A 25,426-nucleotide genomic window follows, 5' to 3' on the forward strand; every position below is an offset into this window, starting at 1 on the left:
TCTTTCTGACATAGCGGCCTCAAAACCGCTACACCATGACGTAATTACTGGCCACTTAATACCCTCGCCGGATCAATTCGGCTTGCGCGACGCGCCGGATACCAGCTTGCCAGCAGACTCAGTAAAAGTGCTGTCGCCAGCACATAAAAAACGTCCAGCCAGTGCAGTTCAGACGGCAGGAAGTCAATAAAATAGATATCACCCGACAGGAACTGGTGGCCAATAAGTTTTTCAATCCCGTTGATAATCGGCGTAAGTTGCAGAGAAACAACCACACCAATCACCACGCCGCACAGGCTGCCAAACAGCCCCGCCAGCAAACCGTACCAGACAAAGATGGCGCGGATAAGACCGTCTTTTGCGCCTAAGGTGCGCAGCACAGCAATATCGCCACTCTTGTCTTTGACTGCCATCACCAGCGTCGAAACGATGTTAAAGCACGCCACACCAATCACCAGCACCATCGCCAGGTACATAATGGCGCGGATCATCTGGATATCACGGTACATATACCCGTAAGTACCAATCCAGCTTTTGATGTAGACATAGTTATTGGTCACACCGCCTGCGTCACGTACCAGTTTGTTGGCGTTAAAGACGTCGTTAACCTTAATGGCAATGCCCGTCACGCTGTCGCCCATATCGAGATACTGACGCGCATCTTCCATCGGCACCATCGCAAAGCTGTGGTCAAGCTGGCCGCTCAACTGAAGAATACCGGTGACATGAAGACGAACGCGTTTAGGCTGCTGCAGTTTGTGGTCGGCACTGGCGTTCGGGATCATGATTGACACCCAGTCGCCCTGCTTCACTTTCAGGGCATCGGCAACGCCTTTACCCATGATGATCTGCTGTTCACCGGCCTTAAAGTTCGCCCATGCGCCGTTCTGTACATACTTCGGAAGCGCGCTCAGACGCTCCTCCTGCGCGGGGTTCACCCCTTTTACCTGAATGGCGCGCAGGTTTACCCCGCTCTCCACCAGCCCGGTAAAGTTAATGTAGGGAGCGGCGGCGGCAATGCCCGGCACTTTTTCCACTTTGGTCAGGGCATCGCTCCAGTTGTTCCACGGTTGGTTAACCGGCTCGATCTCCCCGTGCGGTACCACCGCCAGAATGCGATTGTTGAGCTCACGCTCAAAGCCGTTCATGGCGCTCAGCCCCACAATCAGCACGGCGACCCCCAGCGCAATCCCCACGGTAGAAATTACCGAAATAAGCGATACCATGCCGCCACGACGGCGACCGCGGCTAAAACGTAGCCCAATGAGTAACGATAACGGTGAAGCCATTACTCCGCTCCCATCAGGGTCAGCTCGGCGTTCAGATGACCGTCGCGCATCTCAAGCTGGCGTCCCATGCGTTTTGCCAGCTGCAGGTCGTGGGTCACCACCAGAAATGCGGTGCCCTGCGAGGCGTTCAGCTCACCCAGAAGCTGGAAAATACTGTCCGCATTGCGCGCGTCCAGGTTCCCGGTCGGTTCATCTGCCAGCACCAGACGAGGGTTATTCACCAGCGCGCGGGCAATCGCCACACGCTGACGTTCCCCACCGGACAACTCTGAAGGACGGTGATTACCACGATGCCCCAGCCCTACCGCTTTCAGCATATCGCTGGCGCGGGCGTTAATTTCTGCCGGTTTCTTTTTGCCAATCAGCAGCGGCATCGCCACGTTTTCCAGCGCCGTGAAGTCCGGCAGCAGGTGATGGAACTGGTAGATAAAACCGAGCTCACGGTTACGTAACTCGGCCTTCGCCGCTGAGGACATTTTGCTCATCGGCTTGCCGGAGAAAATCACGTCTCCGCTGGTTGGGGTATCCAGCCCGCCCAGCAGGTGTAATAAGGTACTTTTGCCGGAACCAGAGCTACCGACAATCGCCATCATCTCGCCTTCACCCACGCTGAAGCTCACATTGTGCAGCACGTCAGTCTGCACAGTGCCTTCCTGATAGCGTTTGGACAGGTTGTCGCATTGCAACAGGATCTTATTCATAACGTAAAGCCTCAGCGGGTTGAGTGGCGGCAGCGCGCCAGGAAGGATAAAGCGTAGAAAGCAGCGCAATTGCCATCGCGGCCAGCGCAATTCCGATCACCTGTAGCGGCTCAATCGCCACAGGCAGCGCCGCACCATCGAGCAACGCACCGATGATCGGCATTAAGTTGTTAAGCTGGCTGGCAAGCAGTGCACCCAGCACCGCCCCAAGCAGCGCGCCGATAATCCCGGCGCTAGCACCCTGTACCATAAAGACCGCCATGATCTGGCGCGGCGTGAGTCCCTGGGTTTGCAGAATAGCGACCTCGCCCTGCTTTTCCATCACCATCAGTCCCAGTGAGGTAATGATGTTAAACGCGGCAACGGCCACGATCAGGCTCAGCAGCAGCCCCATCATATTTTTTTCCATGCGCACGGCCTGGAACAGTTCGCCTTTGCGCTCACGCCAGTCCTGCCATTTGGTCCCTTCCGGCAGTTTTTGCTGGCTGAGGGTATCAACTTTCAACGGTGCGTCGAGCCACAGGCGCCAGCCGGTAATATTCCCTGCCGGGTAGCGCATCAGGCGCGAAGCGTCCTGGATATTAACCAGCATCTGGTAACCATCGACTTCGCTGTTGGCGGCAAAGGTACCAATCACGTTGAACAGACGCTGGCTTGGCAAGCGCCCCATTGGCGTGAACTGGCTGGCAGACGGCACCATCACACGCAGCTGATCGCCGCGGTTGACGCCAAGCTGCCCGGCAAGCTGTTCGCCCAGAATCACGTTGTATTTACCCGCTTCCAGATCGGTCTGTTTTACGTTAACCAGATACGGCGTCAGAGGATCGTTTTGCGCCGGGTCAATCCCGAGCATCACGCCAACCGCCACGCTGCGGGCGCTTTGCAGTACCACATCGCCTGTAGTTAACGGCGCAACGCGCGTGACACCCTGTAACTTCGCCGCGCTTTCCGGCAGCTGTTGCGGGTTAACCGAACCGTTGGTTGATGAGAGAACGGCCTGCGGCATCAGCCCCAGGATGTTGTTTTGCAGCTCGCGCTCAAAGCCATTCATGACGGACAGTACCGTCACCAGAGCCATCACGCCAAGCGTAATGCCAATAGTCGAAAGCCAGGAGACAAAGCGACCGAAGCGGTCCGCGGCGCGCCCACGCATGTAACGTAAGCCTATGAAGAGTGCGACAGGTTGATACATGAAATCCGTCTGTTTGCTGATAGCAGACCCACGAGTATATAAGCGAATCCGTTAAGCGTAAATGACTGAAACAGTAAGCTTTGGTAATCATTTTTCCGAAAAATTCAGATAAATCAGAGTGCTATTGTCTGAATACTCACCTTGTAACCTCCACCTTTTCCGAAAAAGCTCCTGATACAGACTGTTACCCGTTACATCCAGGTGTCGTTTCACAACAATTGTTCGTTCGTTTATGGCAATAAGGTAGTTGCGAACAATGAAGCAAAAAGCATTATGGATTAACCAGATAAAAGGGCTGTGTATCTGCCTGGTGGTTATTTACCATTCGGTCATCACGTTTTATCCTCACCTTACGGGGCTGCAGCACCCGCTGTCCGGTCTTCTCGCCAAATGTTGGGTCTATTTTAATCTTTATCTCGCTCCGTTCCGTATGCCGGTTTTCTTCTTTATCTCCGGCTATCTGATCCGTCGTTATATTGCTGAGGTGGACTGGCGAACCAGTCTCGACAAACGGATCTGGAGCATTGTCTGGGTCCTGGCGCTGTGGGGCATCCTGCAATGGCAGGCGCTGACCCACCTGAATGCCTGGCTGGCGCCCGAGCGTGAACTCGCCACATCATCGAATGCGGCCTACGCCGACTCGCTCTCAGGATTTGTGCTGGGGATGCTCACCGCCAGCACCAGCCTCTGGTATCTGTATGCTCTGGTGGTGTACTTCACGCTGTGTAAACTGCTGAGCCGATGGAAGCTGCCGGTACTGGGGCTGCTGGCGCTGGCAAGCATCGCGATCAACTTCCTGCCGCTACCGTGGTGGGGGATGAATAGCGTGGTACGCAACATGATCTACTACAGCCTCGGGGCGTGGTATGGCGCAGAGCTGATGGCGTGGATGAAAAGCGTCAACCTGCGCCGCATCTGGCTGGCAACCGGCGCTTTCGCCGCCGTCTCCGTGGTGCTGTGGTTTGCTAACGTCCCGCTACTGCTCTCTCTGTTGTCGATTGTGTTGATCATGAAGCTTTTTTATAACCTTGAGCAGCGCTATGCCGTGCATCCTAACAACCTGCTGAACGTGATTGGCTCAAACACGATCGCGATTTATACCACCCACCGCATCTTAATCGAGGCCTTTAGCCTGTTTCTGATTAGCGAGATGAATCGTGCCTTGTGGCCGGTCTGGGCGGAATTGGGTTTAATTTTGATCTACCCGTTTGCCAGCCTGCTTATCTGTACCCTTGCCGGGCTCGGGGTGCGTAAACTCTCTACCACGCTGTTCGGGGACGTTTTCTTCTCCCCTCCGTCAACGCTGACCCTGTCGCCATCCTCCCGTTGATGGCTCTCTTCGCCCCTGCCGGGGCGAATTTTCCCCCTGTGCGGTTCTGGTTTGCTTATACAAAACGATCGAGGATAATAAAGACATTGCGTATCAGTGATATGCCCCAATACTGTTGGTATATCCATAAGAGACTCTGACATAGCCATGCCTGAACACTATCGTTATTCCTTGCCTGTCAAAGCGGGTGACCAGCGCCAGCTGGGTGAACTCACGGGCGCGGCGTGCGCCACGCTGGTAGCGGAAATCGCTGAGCGTCATCCTGGCCCGGTAATCCTGGTTGCCCCGGACATGCAAAACGCCCTGCGTCTGCACGACGAAATTCGCCAGTTCACCGATAGCCTGGTGTTCAGCCTGGCCGACTGGGAAACGCTGCCCTATGACAGCTTCTCTCCACATCAGGAGATCATCTCCTCTCGCCTGTCGACGCTGTATCAACTCCCGACCATGCAGCGTGGCGTGCTGATTGTACCGGTAAATACCCTGATGCAGCGCGTCTGTCCGCACAGCTATCTTCATGGGCATGCACTGGTGATGAAAAAAGGTCAACGCTTGTCCCGCGACACCCTGCGCGTGCAGCTGGACAGCGCCGGATATCGCCATGTTGATCAGGTGATGGAACACGGAGAATACGCCACCCGCGGTGCGTTACTCGATCTCTATCCAATGGGGAGTGACCAACCGTATCGCCTGGACTTTTTCGATGATGAAATCGACAGCCTGCGCGTGTTTGACGCTGACACGCAGCGTACGCTGGAAGAAGTGGAATCCATCAATTTACTGCCCGCGCACGAGTTCCCGACGGACAAAACCGCCATCGAACTGTTCCGCAGTCAGTGGCGCGATAAATTCGACGTCAAACGCGATGCCGAACATATTTATCAGCAGGTCAGCAAAGGGACGTTGCCCGCAGGTATTGAGTACTGGCAACCGCTGTTCTTCAATGAACCCCTGCCTCCGCTGTTTAGCTACTTCCCGGCAAATACGCTGATTGTTAACACCGGAGATATCGACGCCAGCGCCAGCCGCTTTGAAAACGAAACCCGCGCCCGCTTTGAAAGCCGGGGCGTTGATCCGATGCGCCCGCTCTTGCCCCCGGAGGCACTCTGGCTGCGAACCGATGAACTCAACGCCGAGCTGAAGCGTTGGCCGCGTATGCAGCTTAAAACCGATTCGCTTGCCGCTAAAGCCGCCAATACCAATCTCGCCTTTAAGACGTTGCCAGATCTGGCCGTTCAGGCGCAGCAGAAATCACCGCTGGATAATCTGCGTAAGTTCCTCGAATCCTTTACCGGCCCGGTGGTGTTCTCAGTTGAGAGTGAAGGCCGTCGCGAAGCACTCGGAGAGCTGCTGGGGCGTATTAAAGTGGCGCCGAAGCGTATCCTGCGTCTGAGCGAAGCCACCGGAAACGGTCGTTATCTGATGATTGGCGCCGCCGAACATGGGTTTATTGATACGCTCAATAACCTTGCGCTGATTTGTGAAAGCGACCTGTTGGGTGAGCGCGTCGCGCGTCGCCGTCAGGACAGCCGTCGTACCATCAACCCGGACACGCTGATCCGCAACCTGGCCGAGCTACACCCGGGCCAGCCGATTGTTCACCTGGAGCATGGCGTCGGGCGTTACCAGGGAATGACCACGCTAGAAGCGGGCGGTATCAAAGGTGAATACCTGATGCTGACCTACGCGAACGACGCCAAACTGTATGTTCCGGTCTCTTCCCTGCATCTGATCAGCCGCTACGCGGGTGGCGCAGAAGAGAATGCGCCATTGCATAAACTGGGTGGCGATGCCTGGGCGCGCGCGCGTCAGAAGGCAGCGGAAAAAGTGCGAGATGTGGCGGCTGAGCTGCTGGATATCTATGCACAACGCGCGGCCAAAGAGGGCTTCGCCTTTAAACATGATAAAGAACAGTATCAACTGTTCTGCGACAGTTTCCCGTTTGAAACCACGCCAGATCAGGCCCAGGCCATTAACGCCGTGCTGAGCGACATGTGTCAGCCACTGGCAATGGACCGCTTAGTCTGTGGCGACGTAGGCTTCGGCAAAACCGAAGTGGCGATGCGCGCCGCCTTCCTTGCGGTTGAAAACAACAAGCAGGTAGCGGTGCTGGTGCCAACCACCCTGCTCGCTCAGCAGCACTTCGACAACTTCCGCGACCGTTTCGCCAACTGGCCGGTACGTATTGAGATGCTCTCGCGTTTTCGCAGCACCAAAGAACAGACGCAGATCCTCGAACAGGCAAGTGAAGGCAAAATCGATATTCTGATCGGCACCCACAAGTTGCTGCAAAGCGATGTGAAGTGGAAAGATCTTGGGCTGCTGATCGTCGACGAAGAGCACCGCTTTGGGGTACGTCATAAAGAGCGCATCAAAGCGATGCGTGCCGATGTCGATATCCTCACTCTGACCGCAACGCCAATCCCGCGAACCCTGAACATGGCGATGAGCGGCATGCGCGACCTGTCGATTATTGCCACCCCACCGGCGCGTCGTCTGGCGGTGAAAACCTTTGTCCGCGAGTACGATAATCTGGTGGTACGTGAGGCGATTCTGCGTGAAGTACTGCGCGGAGGTCAGGTCTATTACTTATACAATGATGTGGAAAATATCCAGAAAGCCGCGGACAGGCTGGCGGAGCTGGTACCGGAAGCACGCATTGCTATCGGTCACGGGCAGATGCGTGAGCGCGAGCTGGAAAGGGTGATGAACGACTTCCACCACCAGCGCTTTAACGTCCTGGTGTGTACCACCATCATTGAGACCGGGATCGATATTCCGACGGCGAATACCATCATCATCGAACGAGCCGATCACTTTGGTCTGGCGCAACTCCACCAGCTGCGCGGCCGCGTCGGGCGTTCACACCATCAGGCCTACGCCTGGTTGTTAACGCCGCATCCGAAAGCGATGACCACCGATGCCCAAAAACGTCTGGAAGCGATCGCCTCCCTGGAGGACCTTGGCGCCGGCTTTGCGCTGGCAACACACGATCTGGAAATCCGTGGTGCCGGTGAACTGCTGGGTGAAGACCAGAGCGGCTCCATGGAGACCATCGGCTTCTCCCTGTATATGGAATTGCTGGAAAACGCGGTCGATGCCCTGAAGGCCGGACGCGAGCCGTCGCTGGAAGATCTCACCAGCCAGCAGACCGAGGTTGAATTGCGTATGCCTTCCCTGCTGCCGGATGATTTCATTCCGGATGTAAATACCCGTCTGTCCTTCTATAAACGCATCGCCAGTGCGAAGAGTGAGAATGAACTGGAAGAGATTAAGGTGGAGCTGATCGATCGCTTTGGTCTGCTGCCAGACGCGGCGAGAAATCTGCTGGATATCGCGCGCCTGCGTCAGCAGGCACAGAAGCTGGGAATTCGTAAGCTCGAAGGGAATGAAAAAGGTGGCGTGATTGAATTTGCCGAGAAGAACCACGTCAACCCGATGTGGCTGATCGGTCTGTTACAAAAACAGCCGCAGCATTTCCGTCTGGATGGCCCAACACGCCTGAAATTCACCCAGGAACTGACGGAACGCAAAACCCGCATGGACTGGGTGCGTCACTTTATGCGTCAACTGGAAGAGAACGCGATCGCTTAACCCGCTCTCCCCCTGCTAGCTAGCGGGGGGACAATTTACAAACACTTTGCACTTCACCCGATCTTCCCGACACACCCATTCGCCATAATTATCATTAACGCCTTATAAAACAATAACCTTATCATTTATATGGATTATGGTAATGATGACCTCTTCGCGTTTTACTCGCTGGATAACATTGTTTGCGCTGGCAGCCTCCGTCGCGGTTGCGCTTCCTGCTCGTGCAAATACCTGGCCACTTCCACCACCGGGCAGCAAGGTCGTGGGGGAAAACCGCTTCCATGTAGTTGAAAACAATGGAGGCTCACTGGAAGCGATTGCTAAAAAATATAATGTCGGTTTTCTGGCCCTGTTGCAGGCGAACCCCGGCGTAGACCCCTATGTACCGCGTGCGGGCAGCGTATTGACCATTCCATTGCAAACAATCCTGCCGGATGCCCCGCGCGAGGGGATCGTGATAAATCTGGCAGAGTTACGTCTCTACTATTACCCACCGGGTAAGAATGAAGTTACTGTCTACCCTATCGGTATTGGTCAGTTGGGCGGTGATACCCTGACACCAACGATGGTTACCACCGTATCAGATAAGCGCGCTAACCCAACCTGGACACCAACGGCTAATATTCGTGCTCGTTATAAAGCACAAGGAATCGACCTTCCGGTCGTTGTTCCTGCGGGGCCAGACAACCCGATGGGCCACCACGCGATCCGCCTGGCGGCTTACGGTGGTGTCTATCTGTTGCATGGAACGAATGCAGACTTTGGGATTGGCATGCGCGTTAGTTCCGGCTGTATTCGTCTGCGAGATGACGACATCAAGACGCTTTTCAACGTCATCACACCGGGGACTAAAGTGAATATTATCAATACGCCGATTAAAGTCTCGGAGGAGCCGGGTGGTGTGCGACTGGTTGAAATTCACCAGCCATTATCGAAAAACATCGGCGATGATCCGCAGACATTGCCCATTAACCTGAATGCCGCAATGGTAAGTTTTAAAACGAATGCCAGCACCGATGGCGTAGTCATGGAGCGCGCAATGGAGGCCCGGTCGGGAATGCCAACCGATGTCACCCGACATCACAACGTCGCTTCCCAGGCGATGTAAACGCACAGATAAGAAAAACGCCCTGCTCATGCAGGGCGTTTTTTATTGCAGTGGCATAAATGAGGGTTCAGCCGGGCTTATTTGTAGATAACAGCAGTGCCGTGCAGCGTGTTAGGACCGGTAACAGAGGTGATGCGGTAAGATTTTGCACCCATCTCTTGTGCTTTTTGCGCCAGCTGATCTTCCAGGGAGCCCAGGTTAGTACCGGCAGACGCAGAGATAGTGCCAACTTTATGCTGATCTACAGGGGTGGATTGCACCTGTACAGCTGCAAAGCTTGCGAATGAAAGTGAACTCAGGACTGCGGCAGCGATGAGGGTTTTTACGTTTTTCATGATGTTTTCCTTTAGCAGATGAATTTGGAGGTCGTCAGTTAATTACTTAACGATCGATAGGTAAATCATAAATGTGATCCACGTCACGCGTCAACATAATTTTATAACGAACATTAAGTTATTTTTAAAGTCGTTATTTTTCATACATATATGATTAATTTATTTTTAAGCATTCTGCACTGGTGGTGGGTTGCGTTTATTTTTATAATGGTCATTCACCAAACCAACAGAGGACCAACGGCAAATGACAACCGATGTCACGAGTTGTGCGAAGAAAAGCCGTGGCCGACCAAAAGTGTTTGACAGGGATGCAGCGCTTGATAAGGCCATGACTCTCTTCTGGCAACATGGGTATGAAGCAACTTCGCTTTCTGATCTGGTAGAAGCTACCGGAGCCAAAGCGCCGACGCTGTATGCCGAATTTACCAATAAAGAGGGGCTGTTCAGGGCAGTGCTGGACAGATATATTTCGCGCTTTGCAGCGAAACACGAAGCCCAACTTTTTTGTGAAGAGAAAAGTGTTGAACAGGCGCTACGGGACTTTTTCACTACCGTCGCCACCTGCTTCACCAGTAAAGATACACCTGCTGGCTGCTTTATGATTAACACCTCTGCCACCCTTGCGGCGTCCTCTAAAGAGATCGCTAAAACGGTGAAGTCGCGTCATGCCATGCAGGAGGAGACGCTAAGCGCGTTTCTGGCACAGCGTCAGCAGCGTGGTGAAATTCCCGCGCATTGCAATCCTCAGATACTGGCGCAATATCTGAGCTGTATTTTGCAGGGGATGTCGATAAGCGCACGTGAAGGCGCCACGCTGGAAAAACTGCAGAGTATTACTGACACCACCCTACGACTGTGGCCTGAACTACTCAAAATCTGAAGCAAAAAAAAAGCTCCTCAGCCTGAGCGCATGAGGAGCTAAATTCAGAGAACATCTTTTTTACACTTTGTTATTCAGAACCAGCTGGCCATTTCCATCCAGTGGAATTTGTGTGCCAGGATCTTTATCCATGCGGATTTTGCCCTGCTGATCGCCAATTTTGTACGTCACGTCATAACCCAGCATTTTTTCCGACTTGTCATAGACGGTTTTGCAACGTTGCTGAGTCGTGGTGTAGGTGTCATTATCCTGCATCGCTCCCTGCACCTGGTTACCGGCATAGCCGCCGCCCAGCGCGCCGACTACGGTCGCCACATCTTTACCCCGACCGCCGCCAAACTGATGACCAATCACGCCACCTGCTACCGCCCCCAGAACAGAACCGGCAATGCGGTTTTCATCCTGTACAGGACGACGGTGAGTCACGGAGACGTTGCGGCACTCCTGACGAGGGGTTTTCACGGTTTCTTTAATCGGTGTAGCAGAAACCACTTGTGCATATTGCGGGCCGCGGTCTAATACGTTGAGACTGGCAACGGCAGCCACACCTAACGCAGCCGCAACACCAATCCCTATACCCGCCAACATTGATTTATTCACGGGACTTCCTCCTTTGTTGCTATTGGTAACAATTTTGCAATGGAGGCAAGGCTTCGCCAATCAGATAAAGGATCAAAAAAGGGGCGTTGAGAGGAGATAACGTGTATTTAGGAGAACTCTTAAACGCTCAATCTGTGATGAGCAGCATGATATGCTAAAAACTCCCTCCGGAGAGCCCGGAGGGAGTGAAAGATTAGTGCAGCTTCAGACGCGGACGGATCACACGGTTGATTCTGCCCACCAGCATCATCAGCCCGGTTTTGAAGTAGCCGTGCAGCGCAATCTGGTGCATACGGTACAGGGAGATATACACGAAGCGTGCAATGCGCCCTTCTACCATCATTGAGCCACGCATCAGGTTACCCATCAGGCTGCCGACGGTAGAGAAGTTTGACAGCGATACCAGAGAACCGTGGTCTTTATAGACATAGCCTTTCAATGGCTTGCCTTTGTACTGCGCCAGAATGTTGTGCAGCACCAGGCTTGCCATCTGGTGAGCAGCCTGGGCGCGCGGCGGCACGAATCCACCTTCAGGACGCGCGCAGGAAGCACAGTCACCGATAGCAAAGATTTCAGGATCACGTGTGGTTTGCAGCGTCGGCTCAGTCACCAGCTGGTTAATGCGGTTCGTTTCGAGGCCACCGATATCTTTCATAAAGTCAGGTGCTTTGATACCCGCTGCCCAGACCATCAGATCCGCTTTGATGTATTCGCCGTCCTTGGTGTGCAGACCGCCTTCGTCGGCGCTGGTCACCATGGTTTGCGTCAGCACCCGCACGCCCAGTTTGGTGAGCTCATTGTGTGCCGCACCGGAAATACGTGGCGGCAACGCAGGCAGAATGCGCTCACCGGCTTCAACCAGCGTGACGTTCAGCGCTTCGTTGGTTAACCCTTTGTAACCGTAGCTGTGCAGCTGTTTCACCGCGTTGTGCAGCTCCGCAGACAGCTCAACACCCGTCGCGCCACCGCCGACAATGGCGATATTAACCTTACCGTTCGCACCCAAATTGCTGGTGTACTTCAGGAACAGGTTCAGCATTTCCTGATGGAAACGACGCGCCTGGTGCGGGTTATCGAGGAAAATACAGTGCTCTTTCACGCCCGGCGTGTTGAAGTCGTTGGAGGTACTACCCAGCGCCATGACCAGCGTGTCATACGCCAGTTTACGCTCAGGAACCAGCAGCTCCCCTTTCTCATCGCGCAGCTCTGCCAGGGTAATGGTTTTGCTTTCACGGTTGATATCCACCACCGAGCCCAGCTGGAACTGGAAATGATGGTTGCGCGCGTGCGCCAGATAGCTCAGCGCATCCACACCTTCATCCAGAGAACCGGTTGCCACTTCGTGCAACAACGGTTTCCACAGGTGGCTGTGGTTACGATCTACCAGCGTAATTTTGGCTTTTTTACCGCGACCCAGCTTCTTGCCCAGCTGTGTAGCCAGCTCCAGCCCGCCAGCACCACCGCCTACAATCACTATCTTTTTCAATGGCGTAGTCAACGTGACCCCCTCAAATTATTAACCAATTGTTAATTAAAAGTTATAAAAATAACCCTTAATTAACAACAGGTTACAGCACTGAAACCATTCAGGTGCATTGAGAATACCACGTCAGGCGCATTGGTCATACCAAAATTGATATGCATCAAGTTTTGATGGCTTAAAAGTAGACAATTCTGGTCAAAAAGAAAGCCCGGTACGCTTTCGCGGCCGGGCTTTGGCGCCTGCGGATAAGTGGTTAACCCAGCGTTTTAAACGCTTTGATACGCTGCAGGTGCGGTGAGATGTTTTTGAATTTGTGCGTCTGTTCTTCGTCCCAGACAATCTCATAGTAATGATGCAACAGTTCAGCAGCCCGATGGCTGTTGAGCGCCTCATCTTTACGTGAAAGGATCACCAAACAGCGGTCGCGGTTTTTCTCACGAAAATTGCTGACGCACTTGGTCGCAATATCGACGTACTCTTCCGGGCGGTCAATTTTGCCTTCCATGTTCTCGTTCGGGAAAAGGTTAGGATTGAAAACCACCTGGCGGATGTCACACAGGAAGCCAATGCGCTCCGCCCAGTAACCGCCCAGCCCCACTCCGCAAATCAACGGACGGTCATCGACGTTGAGCTGCAACATCTTGTCCACCTCTTTGAGAAGATGTTGCATATCATGCTTTGGATGGCGCGTACTGTAACTGATCAGCCGAACATCCGGATCGATAAACTGCAGTTGCAACACCTTCTCATGATTACCAGGGCTGTTTGAGTCAAAACCGTGTAAATAGATGATCATTGTCTTCTCACCACGCTACGCCTTCCGGGAGGGTTTACAGACTGGCTTTATGTGCCTGCCAGCGCTCATTCAGGTCTTCAAGCCGGGCGTTGACCGCCTTCCAGCGCGCCGAATCCATCAACTCCTGACGGCTAAATGAACCTTTATGATACAATTGTGTAACACGCTCTGCATTGATCGGCGACAGGTTATCCAGCACGCTAACTGCACCTTTACGATTATTGCAGACCAGGATCATATCGCAACCTGCATCCAGCGACGCCTGACCGCGTTCCGCATAGCTGCCCATAATCGCGGCCCCTTCCATCGACAAGTCGTCTGAGAAAATCACGCCATTGAAACCCAACTCCTGTCGCAGAACAGTTTTCAGCCAATGCGGAGAGCCGCTGGCAGGACGTGGGTCGACGTCGCTGTAAATCACGTGCGCGGGCATAATGGCGTCCAGCTTGTTATCGGTGATAAGCGAGCGGAACACCGACATATCTTTGGCACGAATTTCCGCTTCCGGGCGCGGATCGCGTGGGGTTTCTTTGTGCGAGTCCGCGGTCACTGCACCGTGGCCCGGGAAGTGTTTCCCGGTGGTTTTCATTCCTGCATCATGCATGCCGTCGATAAACCGGGTCGCCATCGCCAGCGCAATACGCGGATCTTCATGATATGAGCGTTCACCAATGGCAGCGCTGATATGTCCCACGTCCAGAACCGGAGCAAAACTAATGTCGATATCCATGGCAGTCATTTCACTGGCCATCAGCCAGCCAGCTTCCTGCGCCAGTTTCCCCCCCTCATCCGTGCCCAACAGCGCAGCAAAAGACTGGGCTGCTGGCAGGCGGGTAAAACCTTCACGAAAACGCTGTACGCGTCCACCTTCCTGATCGACGGCCACCACCAGATGGTTACGCGATGCGTCGCGGATCTGACGCACCAGTTCACGCAGCTGTGCCGGATCGTGATAGTTGCGGGTAAACAGGATCAGGCCACCCACCAGCGGATGCGCCAGAATCTCACGCTCCTCCGCATCCAGTTCAAACCCTTCTACATCCAACATGACTGGACCCACACCAACCTCTCTTATCCTTTAGTTTGTAACTGACGCCAGGCATCGTCTGCCAGCGCAATAAATTGTTTGTCTCTGGACTGCTGAAAGCGCATTTCAAACCAACCAGCCATCAGCATCACGACCCATGGCCGCCACCGCCTGACCTGACGCGCCAGCGCTCCTTCATCAAGATGTGCCACCCTGGCGTAGTCTCTGATGAGGTTTTGCCGCGCGGCTTCACTCTCTGTCCAGACTGCCGCCAGTTCAAGCGCTATATCGCCGTCTCCGGCATATTCCCAGTCGATAAGCCTGGCCCCCACTGACGTATGAACAACGTTTCCGACATGAACATCCATGTGCAACGGTGAGAGCCGAATCGGCTGTGGCTCACCCGCTTTACGCAGTCGTTTGAGATGTGCAAGCCACATTGGGGTACGTCTGTCTGGCAGGGATTGCTGCCAGTAGTGCTCAAGCAACGGGAGCAGCGCGATTCGCCACCCCAGACGCGGCTGCTGATGCAAATGATACAACATAGCCGCAAGCACAGGGGTGTCCGGGAGCTCGCTTTTGATCTCACCCGCCAGATACGCAACAGCCATCCAGCCCTGCCGGAAAAAACAGGGTTCAGGCACAAGATCCGACGGAAGACGCTTCAGGGCGCGAAACTGGCGACGAAAATGGGAAGCTGGAGCGAAAGGATCATGATTCTGCCGCAGCACCAGCCGTTGTTCGCCATGCTCTATAATGCAACTCGCGCCGCCAAGCCCGGAATGGGCCTGCGGCGCGATAAGGCGATACTGGGGAAAATAACGCGTCAGGATCTCTTCACGCGTAAATTCACTGTTGCGTAACGGCACCTTTACCTGACCAGATAATTTCACCTGTCTGAACCAGCATCAATTGCATCTGCAGAGCTGGCGTATTCACATTACCGGTGGCGTTAGAGTACAACACGTACTGCGCACCTACGTTACGGGCAATACCGATCGCCTTGCTACGGGTACCGAGACTATCCTGTGGTGACAGGCCCAGTTGCTGTTTAGCGACCGCGAGCTGCTGAGCCGAGACCAGCGTAAACTTACCGTTGTTAGCCAGAGCATTGCGCAGCGTCTCTGTCGCTTCACCCGCGTTCAGTGAACCGTTGGTGCGGTTGTTCACGCTATCAACCAGCAACACGCTACCTGCCGTCACGCCTTGAGCCTGCAACATTTTACCGACCATCGGCTGCATCGCACCGTTCCAGTCATAATGACGCACGCGTGGCGCTGGTTGTGATGTCTGGTCCGGATGTTCAATCGGGCCCGGCTGCGACGGAATTGACGGAACCGACGGCACGGTTGGCTCCGGCTGCGTGGGTTGTGTCGGCTGCTCAGTACCGGGTTTAGCTTCTTCCACAGGCGCAGGCTGCTCAGTACGGGTCACACACCCTGCGAGGAATAAAGCAAAAGCTGTCACGAGCGCATAACGGCTCATATTTTTAATCAAGGTTCACCCCTTACAGATAAAGATAAAGTCTCACCTTATGTGCACCCAGATAGTTGGCGCTGCCATAGAGCGTTACCGACGACCTTGCCGGAATGGTGACGCTACGTGGCGCCTCCAGCGGGTGCATTTCAAGACCTCTTACGTCATACCAGAAAAAACGGTAATGAACCGTCACGGGTTCATGTCTTTCATTAAAGAGCGCAGAGGAAGCAGAAGAGTTGATTTCACTGATAGTCAACGCAGGTTGTTGCGCTGTGATGCCCGCAGCAAGCACAGAGGATTCCATCACCAGTGTCTGTTCATCACTCACGGGGATCGCCGGACGCGAGCTGCACCCCGCAATCATCACCATCAGTATCAGCGCTGCAATACGCCCTTTAAGCATGTCAAAGACCTTTATGTGCCAGCATCGGCCCCAGAGGACGTCCGCCCAGCAGATGCATGTGAATATGATAAACTTCCTGGCCACCATGACGATTACAGTTCATGATCAGACGGTAGCCGTCTTCAGCAATCCCTTCCTGTTCAGCAATTTTCGCGGCCACCGTCAGCATACGACCTAATGCCACTTCGTGCTCGGCTTTTACGTCGTTTACAGTTGGAATCAGAATATTAGGAATGATGAGGATATGAGTCGGTGCCTGAGGGGAAATGTCCCGGAAAGCCGTCACCAGTTCATCCTGATAGACGATATCCGAAGGAATTTCGCGACGGATAATTTTACTGAAAATCGTTTCTTCAGCCATGACCTTTTCCTTTTTTGTTTAATCTGACGTGGTGCGTCCGCTGTTAACACACTCTCTCAACGATCGTGTGACATAACGCAAGAGTATGAGCGAGTTTCTCCTGTCCTTTCAACCTTCTCCCCCGATTTCTTTCCCGAATGTTCTTCTGCTGTATGAAGAGTGACCGCTCGCGCGCCTTAGTGACGTTTTTTAAGACATAAAACCCGCACCAATAAAAAAGGCAGCCATTCGGCTGCCTTAGTCTCCCCTGGTCACAACTTAGTGGCCGCGGATGTACTCATCCATTTCGGTTTTCAGGTTATCGGATTTAGTACCGAAGATTGCCTGAACACCAGAACCAGCCACAACCACACCTGCTGCACCCAGTTTTTTCAGGCCAGGCTGGTCTACTTTCGCAACGTCGGCAACGCTCACACGCAGACGAGTGATGCACGCGTCCAGGTTAGTGATGTTCTCTTTACCGCCGAACGCGGCAACCAGTGCCGGAGCCATTTCGCTGGTTGCACCTGCTTTGCTGTCTTCTGTTGCATCTTCACGACCTGGAGTTTTCAGGTCCAGTGCTTTGATCAGCACACGGAAGATGGTGTAGTAAACAACGGCATAGCACGCACCAACGATTGGGAACAGCCACAGTTTGCTGCTGTTACCGGACAGTACGATGAAGTCGATCAGGCCGTGAGAGAAGGACGTACCGTCACGCATACCCAGCAGGATACAGATTGGGAACGCCAGACCCGCCAGAATCGCGTGGATAACGTACAGGATCGGCGCAACGAACATGAAGGAGAACTCGATCGGCTCGGTGATACCGGTCAGGAACGAGGTCAACGCTGCGGAGATCATGATACCGCCCACTTTTGCACGGTTCTCTGGTTTAGCAGAGTGCCAGATAGCAATCGCCGCAGCTGGCAGACCGTACATTTTGAACAGGAAGCCACCTGACAGTTTACCTGCAGTTGGGTCACCCGCCATGTAGCGTGGGATATCACCGTGGAATACCTGGCCTGCCGCGTTGGTGTATTCACCAATCTGCATCTGGAAAGGTACGTTCCAGATGTGGTGCAGACCGAATGGTACCAGGCAGCGCTCAACGAAGCCGTAGATACCGAACGCAACAACTGGGTTCTGGTAGGCTGCCCACTGAGAGAATGCCTGAATCGCGGAACCAATTGGTGGCCAGATGAAGGACAAGATCACGCCAGTGAAAATCGCTGCCAGACCAGAGATGATCGGAACGAAACGCTTGCCCGCGAAGAAGCCCAGATACTCAGGCAGCTTGATGCGATAGAAGCGGTTAAACATATAGGCCGCAATCGCACCGGAGATGATACCGCCCAGAACACCGGTATCTGCCAGGTGTTTCGCAGCGATCTCTTCTGCAGGTAAGTGCAGAACCAGCGGTGCAACCACAGCCATGGTTTTCACCATGATGCCGTAGGCAACAACTGCTGCCAGCGCAGAAACGCCGTCGTTATTAGTGAAGCCCAGAGCCACACCGATCGCGAAGATCAGAGGCATGTTAGCAAAGACAGAACCGCCTGCTTCGGCCATCACGTGGGATACTACGGCTGGCAGCCAGCTGAAGTTTGCAGAACCGACACCCAGCAGGATACCTGCGATAGGCAGTACGGATACTGGCAGCATCAGCGATTTACCGACCTTTTGCAGGTTAGCAAATGCATTCTTAAACATAATTGAGAGTGCTCCTGAGTATTTGTGCTTTTTTTACGCTTTCACGCATTGGCCCGGGGGGAGTACCGTGCCGTGGACGGGACATCTAAGCGCCCTTTATTTATTACACAGAGTAAAATAATTCCCTCTGGGTTTGTTTGACGGCTATCACGTTTCAGCTTAAGGCGGTCGAAAAACTTTCAGTTATTTACAAAAAGCATGTCCGGATGTGTCTAAAAACACCCTCACCGCCCCAAATGAGGCGGTGAACTTTACTCGTTTTATTTATTAATTACGAGCCTAAAAAAAACAGGTGTATCAAACAGATTGCAGGCGGGCGGGGTCGATATGAAACAGCGTAGAGAAGTTTTCGGTCGTGACGCGGGCCAGTTCTTCAATACTGACACCTTTTAGCACGGCCATGTACTCAGCTACATCTCTCGTCATGGCTGGCTGGTTCTCTTTACCGCGATGCGGTACCGGTGCCAGATAAGGAGAGTCTGTTTCCACCAGAATGCGATCGAGCGGAACATAACGCGCAGCATCTCGGAGCTGCTCTGCATTACGAAACGTCACGATCCCAGAAAACGAAATATAAAACCCCAAATCAAGCAGTTTACCCGCCGTTTCTCTGTCTTCTGTGAAACAGTGTAGTACGCCACCACAATCCGTCACGTTTTCTTCCCGGAGGATCGCCAGCGTATCCGCACGCGCATCGCGGGTATGAACAATGACCGGCTTGTTAAGTTCGCGGCCAATGCGGATATGATGACGGAAGGACTCCTGCTGGCGAGATTTAGTTTCAGGTGTGTAGAAATAGTCCAGCCCTGTCTCACCCATCGCGACAACACCCTCTTCCGCCGCCAGGCGACGTAAGTCCTCTACGTCGTATGCTTCATCCTGATTCAACGGATGTACGCCACAGGAAAATACGACGTTATCGCGAACGCCCACCAGCTCGCGCATGGTGCGATAGCCCGGCAACGTGGTTGCGACAGCCAGACAGAATTTCACATCGCGGGCGGCAGCTTTCGCCAGCACGTCATCCACGTTTTTATGCAGAGATTGATAATCCAGGCCATCAAGATGGCAGTGTGAGTCGACTAAAAACATAATGTCTCTCTCAGAGATGGGAAACAGGCGGTGTGATGCCTGGTTGCAGGTAATGTTCGATACGCAGTAACTGGTCGGTCAGTAACAGCTCGCGATTAAGACCAGTGACTGTCAAAAGCTGTTCACGGTTCTGGCAAACCTCATGAAGGATAGCGTGCAGAACCCTACCTGAGAGGCGGTTTGCCAGTGTGTTCACCAGCGGCCACACATCCAGGTTGGTCAGTAGTGTTGCGCCTTGCTGGATCTTGAGTGCATCCAGAAGTAAGGAAGCCAACCAGTGCAAACGTTCAACGGCCTGATCGCTATTCAGTGCAGGCAGTAAACTTAGCCAGTCATGGCTGTTGAGTGAAGAGTCAACGGCCTTACAGAGCGTCTCTCGCTGTGACCAGACATCAGGTTGCAACAGTGCCAACGCCGCAGCAGGTGCACCGCTGCTCAGACGCAATGCGGCCAGCGCACTATTTTGTGACGTTGTCACCTCTCGCTCCAGCCAGCTTAACGCCCACGATTCCTGAGGCACTGCAAGGTGGTGAAGCCGACAACGACTGCGCAGCGTCGCCAGTAATCGTCCCGGGTCACGGCAAGAGAGGAAGAACCACGTTTTTTCCGGCGGCTCTTCCAGGGTTTTCAACAGTGCGTTCGCGGCCGCCTCAGTAAGCAGTGTGGCGTCTTTAAGCCAGACCACTTTTGCGCCGCCCAGTCGCGCATGTTCGTACAATTTTTCACTGACTTCACGCACGGCATCAATACCCAGCGTGTTTTTGCCCTTCTCAGGTTCAAGCGTATAGTAGTCAGGATGCGTGCCCGCCTGCATCAGCTGACAGCCACGGCATTTACCACAACTCTTGTGCCCTTCCGGTTGCTGGCACATCAGAAAACGGGTGATGGCATAAATCAACGCATCATCTCCCATCCCTGGTAACGCCTGAATCAGTAACGCATGATGCCCCCGACCCGCCTGATAGCTGTTGATCAGCTGTTCAAAGTGTGGGCGCAACCATGGATACCATTTCATGCCTGTTGCTCCCGAAGCCACTGCGACACAGTTTGCTGAATAGAGCGGGTAACCTCTTCCAGCGATTGGGTCGCATCAATAGTGCGAATAGAACTATCCTGCGCTGCCAGCTCCAGATAACGCGCACGAGTGCGGTTAAAGAAATCGAGAGATTCCTGCTCAATACGGTCTAGTTCACCGCGCGCACGGGCACGTTTCAGACCCACTTCCGGGGTCACATCCAGATAGAGCGTCAAATCGGGACGAAAATCACCGAGCACGGCATTACGCAGCGTGGCCAGCATCGTCTGGTCAATACCACGCCCACCGCCCTGATACGCTTGAGTAGACAGATCGTGACGGTCGCCGATTACCCACTTGCCAGCGGCCAGCGCGGGTTTGATTACCGTCTCAACCAGCTGTACGCGCGCGGCGTAAAACATCAAAACTTCAGCTTTGTCAGTGATAACTTCGTCGCCAACGGATTTAATATCCAGCACCAGGCTACGCAACTTCTCAGCCAGTTGCGTACCGCCCGGCTCGCGGGTAAAGACCATGTCCGCAACGCCGAGCGCGTTGAGTGTATCAACCACCACGTTGCGAGCAGTGGTTTTACCCGCCCCTTCGAGTCCCTCAATGACAATATATTTACTGCGCATTTTTTTCCTTAAGTGCCTTCAGATAGTCCTGAACAGAGCGATTATGGCTGGCAAGGTTGGTGTTAAAGGTATGTCCCCCTTTTCCATCAGCCACAAAATAGAGATACGGTGTCTTAGCCGGATGTGCAGCCGCACGCAGAGAAGCTTCACTTGGTGTGGCAATCGGGCCTGGCGGTAACCCGCTAATCACGTAGGTATTATACGCCGTTGGCGTCTCAAGATCTTTTCTCGAGATCTTACCCGCATAACTCTCGCCCATACCGTAGATGACAGTAGGGTCGGTTTGCAGACGCATACCGATGCGCAGACGGTTGATAAACACCGATGCAACCTGATCGCGCTCGGCCGCGACGGCCGTCTCTTTCTCTATGATTGAGGCCATCGTGACAAACTGGTTTTGATCTTTATATGGCAGCCCTTCCATTCGCCCTTCCCAGGCGGAATCCACTGCGGCGACCATTTTTTTATGTGCCCGCTTCAAAATCGCCACATCGGTGGTGCCCGCCGCGTACATCCAGGTATCAGGCCAAAACCAGCCTTCAACCCATTCCGGGTGTTCGAATTTCAACACTTCAGCAACTGTCTGGTAGCGATCATCTTTCAGGGTATGTTTGATATACGGCGCATCACGCAGCTGTTTGAGATAATCGCTCAGGCGCATCCCTTCCACAAAACGCAGCGGGAATTGAGCCTCTTTACCGCTTTCCAACAGTTGCAACATGTCTCTGACGGTCATGTCAGGTGTAAAACGATAGGTACCGGCTTTGAAATGTGACAGCTCAGGTTCGATACGCAATAGCCACTGGAAGACACGCGGACGGTTAATGATTTTATCGCCGTAAAGCTGTTCTCCCAGCGCCAGACGTCCGGTTCCTGCTTTAAGGGTAAATATTGTCTCTTCTTTGATCAGAAGCTTGCTGTCCGCCATCTGACGAACCTTCCACACTCCGACTCCGCCAGCAATCGCCAGCACAACAACCAGGAGCAGGATAAAGCGCAACATTTTCTTCATGACGTTCTGGTTTGCTCACATAACGGGGCTAAAAAATGATACAGCTCGCGCGATGACCAGCGATGTTGGCCGCAGGCGCGAACAGGTACAACTGGCATTAACGCATTACAGACAACGACCTCTTCTGCTGTTATCAGCGCATTCTCAGTTGCGTTAACTTCGACAACGCGAAATCCAGAGTGTGCCAGTTGCTGTAGACAAAACTGGCGCATGATGCCATTTACGCCAGCCTGATCAAGCTTCGGCGTAAAGACATCGCTGTCCTGCCGCCAGAATAAATTAGCCGCACAGCATTCAGTAATGAACCCTTCGCTGTCAAGGACCAGTGCCTCGTCTGCGTCTGACTGCTCAAGATGAGCACGGATCAAGACCTGCTCAAGACGGTTAAGGTGTTTTATTCCGGCAAGCGCTGGGTTTCGCCCAAGACGTATTGGGCTTAATTCAAGCGTGATACCGTCCTGACGCCAACGTTCATAATGTGAAGGATATGCAGAAACGGAGAGGATCCGCACCGGATGCTGGCAGTTCGCGCCACTGTAGCCCCGGCCACCACTGCCACGGCTGATGATCACTTTCAGTACGCCGCTGGAATGCCCTTTTGCCCGTTGAGCCATCTCGCCGGCAAGTGTGTCCCAGTCCTTGAAAGGGATCAGCAGTTTTTCACAGGCACCCTGCAATCGTCGGATATGTTCTGCAAGTAAACAGACATCGCCATGACGAATACGCGCCGTGGTGAAGCAGCCGTCACCAAACTGAGTCGCCCTGTCGCTTGCAGGCAGCGTGTCCTGCTCAAGGCCATTGATTAGAAACATACTGGTCCTTATGCGTGGTCGTACAGTCTGGCAAGGTGAATAACATCGGACAAGGGGATAAAACCGAATAAAAAAGGTCCGACAAGCGGACCTTTTTATCGCCATCAGGCAGCCTGGCTCAGACCTTTTTAAAGATCAGTGAACCATTCGTACCACCGAAGCCGAAGGAGTTACACAGGGTGTACTCCATGCCACTGACCTGGCGCGCTTCGTGAGGAACGAAGTCCAGATCACAACCTTTATCCGGGTTATCCAGGTTGATGGTTGGCGGAACAGCCTGATCGCGCAGGGCAAGAATGGAGTAGATAGATTCTACTGCACCCGCCGCGCCCAACAGGTGGCCGGTCATGGATTTCGTGGAGCTCACGAGTACGCGGCTGGCAGACTCGCCGAAGATAGACTTAACAGCCTGAGCTTCCGCTTTATCGCCTGCTGGCGTAGAAGTGCCGTGCGCGTTAACGTAGCCGATTTGTGCTGGGGTAATACCCGCGTCACGAATCGCGTTCTCCATGGCCAGCGCAGCACCTGCACCGTTCTCTGGAGGCGACGTCATGTGGTAAGCATCGCTACTCATACCAAAGCCAACGACTTCAGCATAAATTTTCGCACCGCGTTTTTTAGCATGTTCGTACTCTTCCAGCACGAGCATACCCGCACCATCACCCAGTACGAAACCATCACGGTCTTTATCCCACGGACGGCTTGCCGCCTGAGGGTTATCGTTGCGGGTAGACAGCGCACGCGCGGCACCGAAACCACCAACACCCAGCGGGGTACTGGCTTTTTCAGCACCACCCGCAACCATAGCATCTGCATCGCCGTACGCAATGATACGCGCGGCCTGGCCGATGTTATGCACGCCGGACGTACATGCGGTCGCGATAGAAATGCTTGGCCCACGCAGGCCAAACATGATGGTCAGGTGACCCGCCACCATGTTAACAATCGTGGACGGAACAAAGAACGGACTGATTTTACGCGGGCCGCCATTCATCAGAGATGTATGGTTTTCCTCGATCAGGCCAAGACCGCCAATTCCGGAGCCAATAGCGGCACCGATACGGGTTGCGTTCTCTTCCGTAATTTCAAGTCCAGAATCCTGCATGGCCTGAACGCCAGCGACAATTCCATATTGAATGAAGGCATCCATCTTGCGCTGTTCTTTACGCGAGATGATCTCTTCACAGTTAAAATCCTTTACTAAGCCAGCAAATTTCGTTGCATAGGCGCTAGTATCGAAATGGTCGATTAGGCTGATGCCGCTCTGACCGGCAAGGAGAGCTTTCCAGGTGGACTCTACGGTATTGCCGACAGGAGACAACATGCCAAGTCCGGTCACAACTACACGACGCTTAGACACGTTTGTCCTCCAGGGAGGGATAAAAAAGGGATTCGTGGGACAAAAAAGATAAAACTCAGGCGGTCGAATGACCGCCTGGAGATGTTCACTTACGCCTGGTGACCGTTGATGTAATCAATGGCAGCCTGAACGGTGGTGATTTTCTCAGCTTCTTCGTCCGGAATCTCAGTATCAAACTCTTCTTCCAGAGCCATTACCAGCTCAACGGTGTCAAGAGAATCTGCGCCCAGGTCTTCAACGAAGGAAGCGGAGTTCACAACTTCTTCCTGCTTAACGCCCAGCTGTTCGCCGATAATTTTCTTAACGCGTTCTTCGATAGTGCTCATACTCTTAAATTTCCTATCAAAACTCGCTTTCGCGATGGTTTTCGTAGTGTATAAAATGTTGAAAAATTTGCAACTAAATCCCGGCAGTTCTTACCACGATTTTACGTTATTTTGAGGCCAATCCCTACAATAACGCAAATATTTTTCATCGTGATTAAACCATGTACATCCCGCCATTGACGTGGAGGGTCTCACCAGTGATGTAACCCGCTTCGTCAGAGGCTAAAAATGCAACCGCACTGGCAATTTCTTTAGGGTCACCTAAGCGACCTGCAGGAACTGCTGCCAGTGTACCCGCACGCTGTTCTTCAGTCAGCGCACGCGTCATGTCCGTTTCAATAAAGCCCGGAGCAACAACGTTCACAGTAATACCGCGAGACGCGACTTCACGCGCCAGCGACTTACTGAAACCAATCAGACCTGCTTTCGCCGCAGCGTAGTTAGCCTGACCAGCATTTCCCATGGTACCAACCACAGAACCGACAGTGATAATACGACCATGACGCTTTTTCATCATAGCGCGCATTACCGCTTTTGACAGACGGAATACAGATGACAGGTTGGTTTCGATAATATCGTTCCACTCGTCGTCTTTCATTCGCATTAACAGGTTATCACGAGTGATCCCGGCATTGTTTACCAGAATATCCACTTCGCCGAACTCTGCGCGAATATTTTCCAGAACAGATTCGATGGATGCAGGTTCAGTCACATTCAGTACCAGACCTTTACCGTTTGCACCCAGATATTCGCTGATGGCCTGAGCGCCATTCTCGCTGGTTGCTGTACCAATCACTTTCGCGCCGCGCGCAGCCAGTGTTTCAGCAATTGCACGCCCGATACCGCGGCTTGCACCCGTCACCAGGGCGATTTTTCCTTCAAAACTCATGGTATTCCTCTT

At 53.4% G+C, this 25,426-nt stretch carries 25 protein-coding genes; 4 read left to right on the forward strand and 21 right to left on the reverse strand.

The features are described 5' to 3' along the window. Positions 1 to 44 precede the first annotated feature (44 nt). From lolE to lolC, 3 genes are read right to left on the reverse strand one after another with little or no spacing between them, the layout of a single operon-like run. Positions 45 to 1,289, reverse strand: coding sequence for a lipoprotein-releasing ABC transporter permease subunit LolE (gene lolE, locus WB237_RS08030; RefSeq protein WP_129996089.1), 1,245 nt, complete (start codon positions 1,287 to 1,289; stop codon positions 45 to 47). Further along, complete coding sequence (gene lolD / locus WB237_RS08035) at positions 1,289 to 1,990, reverse strand: lipoprotein-releasing ABC transporter ATP-binding protein LolD (RefSeq protein WP_028019028.1); 702 nt, start codon at positions 1,988 to 1,990, stop codon at positions 1,289 to 1,291. Before lolD ends, lolE begins: the two co-directional genes overlap by 1 nt. Next, on the reverse strand, positions 1,983 to 3,182 hold the full coding sequence (lolC, locus tag WB237_RS08040; RefSeq protein ID WP_028019029.1) for a lipoprotein-releasing ABC transporter permease subunit LolC: 1,200 nt from the start codon (positions 3,180 to 3,182) through the stop codon (positions 1,983 to 1,985). Before lolC ends, lolD begins: the two co-directional genes overlap by 8 nt. A 256-nt stretch (positions 3,183 to 3,438) precedes the next feature. On the opposite strand from lolC, the gene WB237_RS08045 reads away from it, so the two are divergent. The 3 genes from WB237_RS08045 to ldtC all read left to right on the forward strand — a co-directional run bounded on the left by WB237_RS08045 (position 3,439) and on the right by ldtC (position 9,214). After that, positions 3,439 to 4,512, forward strand: coding sequence for an acyltransferase family protein (locus tag WB237_RS08045; RefSeq protein WP_336212133.1), 1,074 nt, complete (start codon positions 3,439 to 3,441; stop codon positions 4,510 to 4,512). 147 nt (positions 4,513 to 4,659) lie between these two features. After that, positions 4,660 to 8,106 carry a transcription-repair coupling factor gene (gene mfd / locus WB237_RS08050; RefSeq protein ID WP_336212135.1) on the forward strand — a complete coding sequence of 1,149 codons (3,447 nt, stop codon included), beginning with the start codon at positions 4,660 to 4,662 and terminating at the stop codon, positions 8,104 to 8,106. Between the two features lie 142 nt (positions 8,107 to 8,248). Then, positions 8,249 to 9,214 carry a L,D-transpeptidase LdtC gene (gene ldtC, locus WB237_RS08055; protein ID WP_336212137.1) on the forward strand — a complete coding sequence of 322 codons (966 nt, stop codon included), beginning with the start codon at positions 8,249 to 8,251 and terminating at the stop codon, positions 9,212 to 9,214. Between the two features lie 77 nt (positions 9,215 to 9,291). Here the strand turns inward: ldtC and bhsA are convergent, their stop codons facing one another. Then, positions 9,292 to 9,549 carry a multiple stress resistance protein BhsA gene (bhsA, locus tag WB237_RS08060; RefSeq protein ID WP_008500777.1) on the reverse strand — a complete coding sequence of 86 codons (258 nt, stop codon included), beginning with the start codon at positions 9,547 to 9,549 and terminating at the stop codon, positions 9,292 to 9,294. A gap of 244 nt (positions 9,550 to 9,793) precedes the next feature. Between bhsA and WB237_RS08065 the strand changes: the two genes are divergently transcribed. Next, positions 9,794 to 10,429 carry a TetR/AcrR family transcriptional regulator gene (locus WB237_RS08065; RefSeq protein ID WP_028019033.1) on the forward strand — a complete coding sequence of 212 codons (636 nt, stop codon included), beginning with the start codon at positions 9,794 to 9,796 and terminating at the stop codon, positions 10,427 to 10,429. A gap of 60 nt (positions 10,430 to 10,489) precedes the next feature. Here WB237_RS08065 and WB237_RS08070 read toward each other — a convergent pair whose 3' ends face one another. From WB237_RS08070 to fabG, 17 genes are all read right to left on the reverse strand, one after another. Beyond that, positions 10,490 to 11,029, reverse strand: coding sequence for a glycine zipper 2TM domain-containing protein (locus tag WB237_RS08070; protein ID WP_008500779.1), 540 nt, complete (start codon positions 11,027 to 11,029; stop codon positions 10,490 to 10,492). A gap of 193 nt (positions 11,030 to 11,222) precedes the next feature. Continuing rightward, entirely contained in the window at positions 11,223 to 12,527 is a 1,305-nt protein-coding gene (locus WB237_RS08075; RefSeq protein ID WP_028019034.1) for an NAD(P)/FAD-dependent oxidoreductase, read from the reverse strand. A gap of 238 nt (positions 12,528 to 12,765) precedes the next feature. After that, on the reverse strand, positions 12,766 to 13,308 hold the full coding sequence (gene ycfP, locus WB237_RS08080) for an alpha/beta hydrolase YcfP (RefSeq protein ID WP_028019035.1): 543 nt from the start codon (positions 13,306 to 13,308) through the stop codon (positions 12,766 to 12,768). 34 nt (positions 13,309 to 13,342) lie between these two features. Then, positions 13,343 to 14,368: a beta-N-acetylhexosaminidase gene (nagZ, locus tag WB237_RS08085; RefSeq protein WP_336212140.1), complete on the reverse strand. Its 1,026-nt coding sequence runs from the start codon at positions 14,366 to 14,368 to the stop codon at positions 13,343 to 13,345. An 11-nt stretch (positions 14,369 to 14,379) separates the two neighbouring features. Then, entirely contained in the window at positions 14,380 to 15,204 is an 825-nt protein-coding gene (gene thiK / locus WB237_RS08090) for a thiamine kinase (protein WP_336213531.1), read from the reverse strand. Beyond that, the gene (gene lpoB, locus WB237_RS08095) at positions 15,185 to 15,832 is read right to left on the reverse strand and encodes a penicillin-binding protein activator LpoB (protein WP_028019038.1); all 648 of its coding nucleotides are present in this window, start codon (positions 15,830 to 15,832) and stop codon (positions 15,185 to 15,187) included. The genes thiK and lpoB overlap by 20 nt, the downstream gene beginning before the upstream one ends. 10 nt (positions 15,833 to 15,842) lie before the next feature. Beyond that, entirely contained in the window at positions 15,843 to 16,217 is a 375-nt protein-coding gene (locus WB237_RS08100) for a YcfL family protein (protein ID WP_336212142.1), read from the reverse strand. Position 16,218: 1 nt separating this feature from the next. Then, entirely contained in the window at positions 16,219 to 16,578 is a 360-nt protein-coding gene (gene hinT, locus WB237_RS08105; protein ID WP_114978204.1) for a purine nucleoside phosphoramidase, read from the reverse strand. Between the two features lie 258 nt (positions 16,579 to 16,836). Continuing rightward, positions 16,837 to 18,270, reverse strand: coding sequence for a PTS glucose transporter subunit IIBC (gene ptsG / locus WB237_RS08110; protein ID WP_108090213.1), 1,434 nt, complete (start codon positions 18,268 to 18,270; stop codon positions 16,837 to 16,839). A gap of 297 nt (positions 18,271 to 18,567) precedes the next feature. Beyond that, positions 18,568 to 19,362 carry a metal-dependent hydrolase gene (locus WB237_RS08115; RefSeq protein WP_114978206.1) on the reverse strand — a complete coding sequence of 265 codons (795 nt, stop codon included), beginning with the start codon at positions 19,360 to 19,362 and terminating at the stop codon, positions 18,568 to 18,570. Positions 19,363 to 19,372: 10 nt separating this feature from the next. Then, complete coding sequence (gene holB, locus WB237_RS08120) at positions 19,373 to 20,377, reverse strand: DNA polymerase III subunit delta' (protein ID WP_336212146.1); 1,005 nt, start codon at positions 20,375 to 20,377, stop codon at positions 19,373 to 19,375. Beyond that, entirely contained in the window at positions 20,374 to 21,015 is a 642-nt protein-coding gene (gene tmk, locus WB237_RS08125) for a dTMP kinase (protein ID WP_336212147.1), read from the reverse strand. Before tmk ends, holB begins: the two co-directional genes overlap by 4 nt. After that, positions 21,005 to 22,027, reverse strand: coding sequence for a cell division protein YceG (yceG, locus tag WB237_RS08130; RefSeq protein ID WP_336212149.1), 1,023 nt, complete (start codon positions 22,025 to 22,027; stop codon positions 21,005 to 21,007). The genes tmk and yceG overlap by 11 nt, the downstream gene beginning before the upstream one ends. Continuing rightward, positions 22,024 to 22,839 carry an aminodeoxychorismate lyase gene (pabC, locus tag WB237_RS08135; RefSeq protein ID WP_336212152.1) on the reverse strand — a complete coding sequence of 272 codons (816 nt, stop codon included), beginning with the start codon at positions 22,837 to 22,839 and terminating at the stop codon, positions 22,024 to 22,026. Before pabC ends, yceG begins: the two co-directional genes overlap by 4 nt. 118 nt (positions 22,840 to 22,957) lie before the next feature. Next, entirely contained in the window at positions 22,958 to 24,199 is a 1,242-nt protein-coding gene (fabF, locus tag WB237_RS08140; RefSeq protein WP_336212154.1) for a beta-ketoacyl-ACP synthase II, read from the reverse strand. Between the two features lie 89 nt (positions 24,200 to 24,288). Further along, the gene (gene acpP, locus WB237_RS08145) at positions 24,289 to 24,525 is read right to left on the reverse strand and encodes an acyl carrier protein (protein ID WP_003857954.1); all 237 of its coding nucleotides are present in this window, start codon (positions 24,523 to 24,525) and stop codon (positions 24,289 to 24,291) included. Positions 24,526 to 24,679: 154 nt separating this feature from the next. After that, the gene (gene fabG, locus WB237_RS08150) at positions 24,680 to 25,414 is read right to left on the reverse strand and encodes a 3-oxoacyl-ACP reductase FabG (protein WP_237992290.1); all 735 of its coding nucleotides are present in this window, start codon (positions 25,412 to 25,414) and stop codon (positions 24,680 to 24,682) included. Between the last annotated feature and the right edge of the window lie 12 nt (positions 25,415 to 25,426).

It is taken from the genome of Enterobacter sp. P82 (genome assembly GCF_037053385.1).
Classification (GTDB): domain Bacteria; phylum Pseudomonadota; class Gammaproteobacteria; order Enterobacterales; family Enterobacteriaceae; genus Enterobacter.

What these genes read in the sequence shown, in the direction of transcription:
- fabG (WP_237992290.1), bottom strand. Translation starts at nt 25,414, where the DNA reads ATGAGTTTTGAAGGAAAAATCGCCCTGGTGACGGGTGCAAGCCGCGGT.
- ldtC (WP_336212137.1), top strand. Translation starts at nt 8,249, where the DNA reads ATGATGACCTCTTCGCGTTTTACTCGCTGGATAACATTGTTTGCGCTG.
- lolC (WP_028019029.1), bottom strand. Translation starts at nt 3,182, where the DNA reads ATGTATCAACCTGTCGCACTCTTCATAGGCTTACGTTACATGCGTGGG.
- WB237_RS08065 (WP_028019033.1), top strand. Translation starts at nt 9,794, where the DNA reads ATGACAACCGATGTCACGAGTTGTGCGAAGAAAAGCCGTGGCCGACCA.
- acpP (WP_003857954.1), bottom strand. Translation starts at nt 24,525, where the DNA reads ATGAGCACTATCGAAGAACGCGTTAAGAAAATTATCGGCGAACAGCTG.
- ptsG (WP_108090213.1), bottom strand. Translation starts at nt 18,270, where the DNA reads ATGTTTAAGAATGCATTTGCTAACCTGCAAAAGGTCGGTAAATCGCTG.
- tmk (WP_336212147.1), bottom strand. Translation starts at nt 21,015, where the DNA reads ATGCGCAGTAAATATATTGTCATTGAGGGACTCGAAGGGGCGGGTAAA.
- mfd (WP_336212135.1), top strand. Translation starts at nt 4,660, where the DNA reads ATGCCTGAACACTATCGTTATTCCTTGCCTGTCAAAGCGGGTGACCAG.
- pabC (WP_336212152.1), bottom strand. Translation starts at nt 22,839, where the DNA reads ATGTTTCTAATCAATGGCCTTGAGCAGGACACGCTGCCTGCAAGCGAC.
- yceG (WP_336212149.1), bottom strand. Translation starts at nt 22,027, where the DNA reads ATGAAGAAAATGTTGCGCTTTATCCTGCTCCTGGTTGTTGTGCTGGCG.
- WB237_RS08045 (WP_336212133.1), top strand. Translation starts at nt 3,439, where the DNA reads ATGAAGCAAAAAGCATTATGGATTAACCAGATAAAAGGGCTGTGTATC.
- holB (WP_336212146.1), bottom strand. Translation starts at nt 20,377, where the DNA reads ATGAAATGGTATCCATGGTTGCGCCCACACTTTGAACAGCTGATCAAC.
- ycfP (WP_028019035.1), bottom strand. Translation starts at nt 13,308, where the DNA reads ATGATCATCTATTTACACGGTTTTGACTCAAACAGCCCTGGTAATCAT.
- hinT (WP_114978204.1), bottom strand. Translation starts at nt 16,578, where the DNA reads ATGGCTGAAGAAACGATTTTCAGTAAAATTATCCGTCGCGAAATTCCT.
- WB237_RS08100 (WP_336212142.1), bottom strand. Translation starts at nt 16,217, where the DNA reads ATGCTTAAAGGGCGTATTGCAGCGCTGATACTGATGGTGATGATTGCG.
- lolD (WP_028019028.1), bottom strand. Translation starts at nt 1,990, where the DNA reads ATGAATAAGATCCTGTTGCAATGCGACAACCTGTCCAAACGCTATCAG.
- lolE (WP_129996089.1), bottom strand. Translation starts at nt 1,289, where the DNA reads ATGGCTTCACCGTTATCGTTACTCATTGGGCTACGTTTTAGCCGCGGT.
- bhsA (WP_008500777.1), bottom strand. Translation starts at nt 9,549, where the DNA reads ATGAAAAACGTAAAAACCCTCATCGCTGCCGCAGTCCTGAGTTCACTT.
- WB237_RS08115 (WP_114978206.1), bottom strand. Translation starts at nt 19,362, where the DNA reads ATGTTTTTAGTCGACTCACACTGCCATCTTGATGGCCTGGATTATCAA.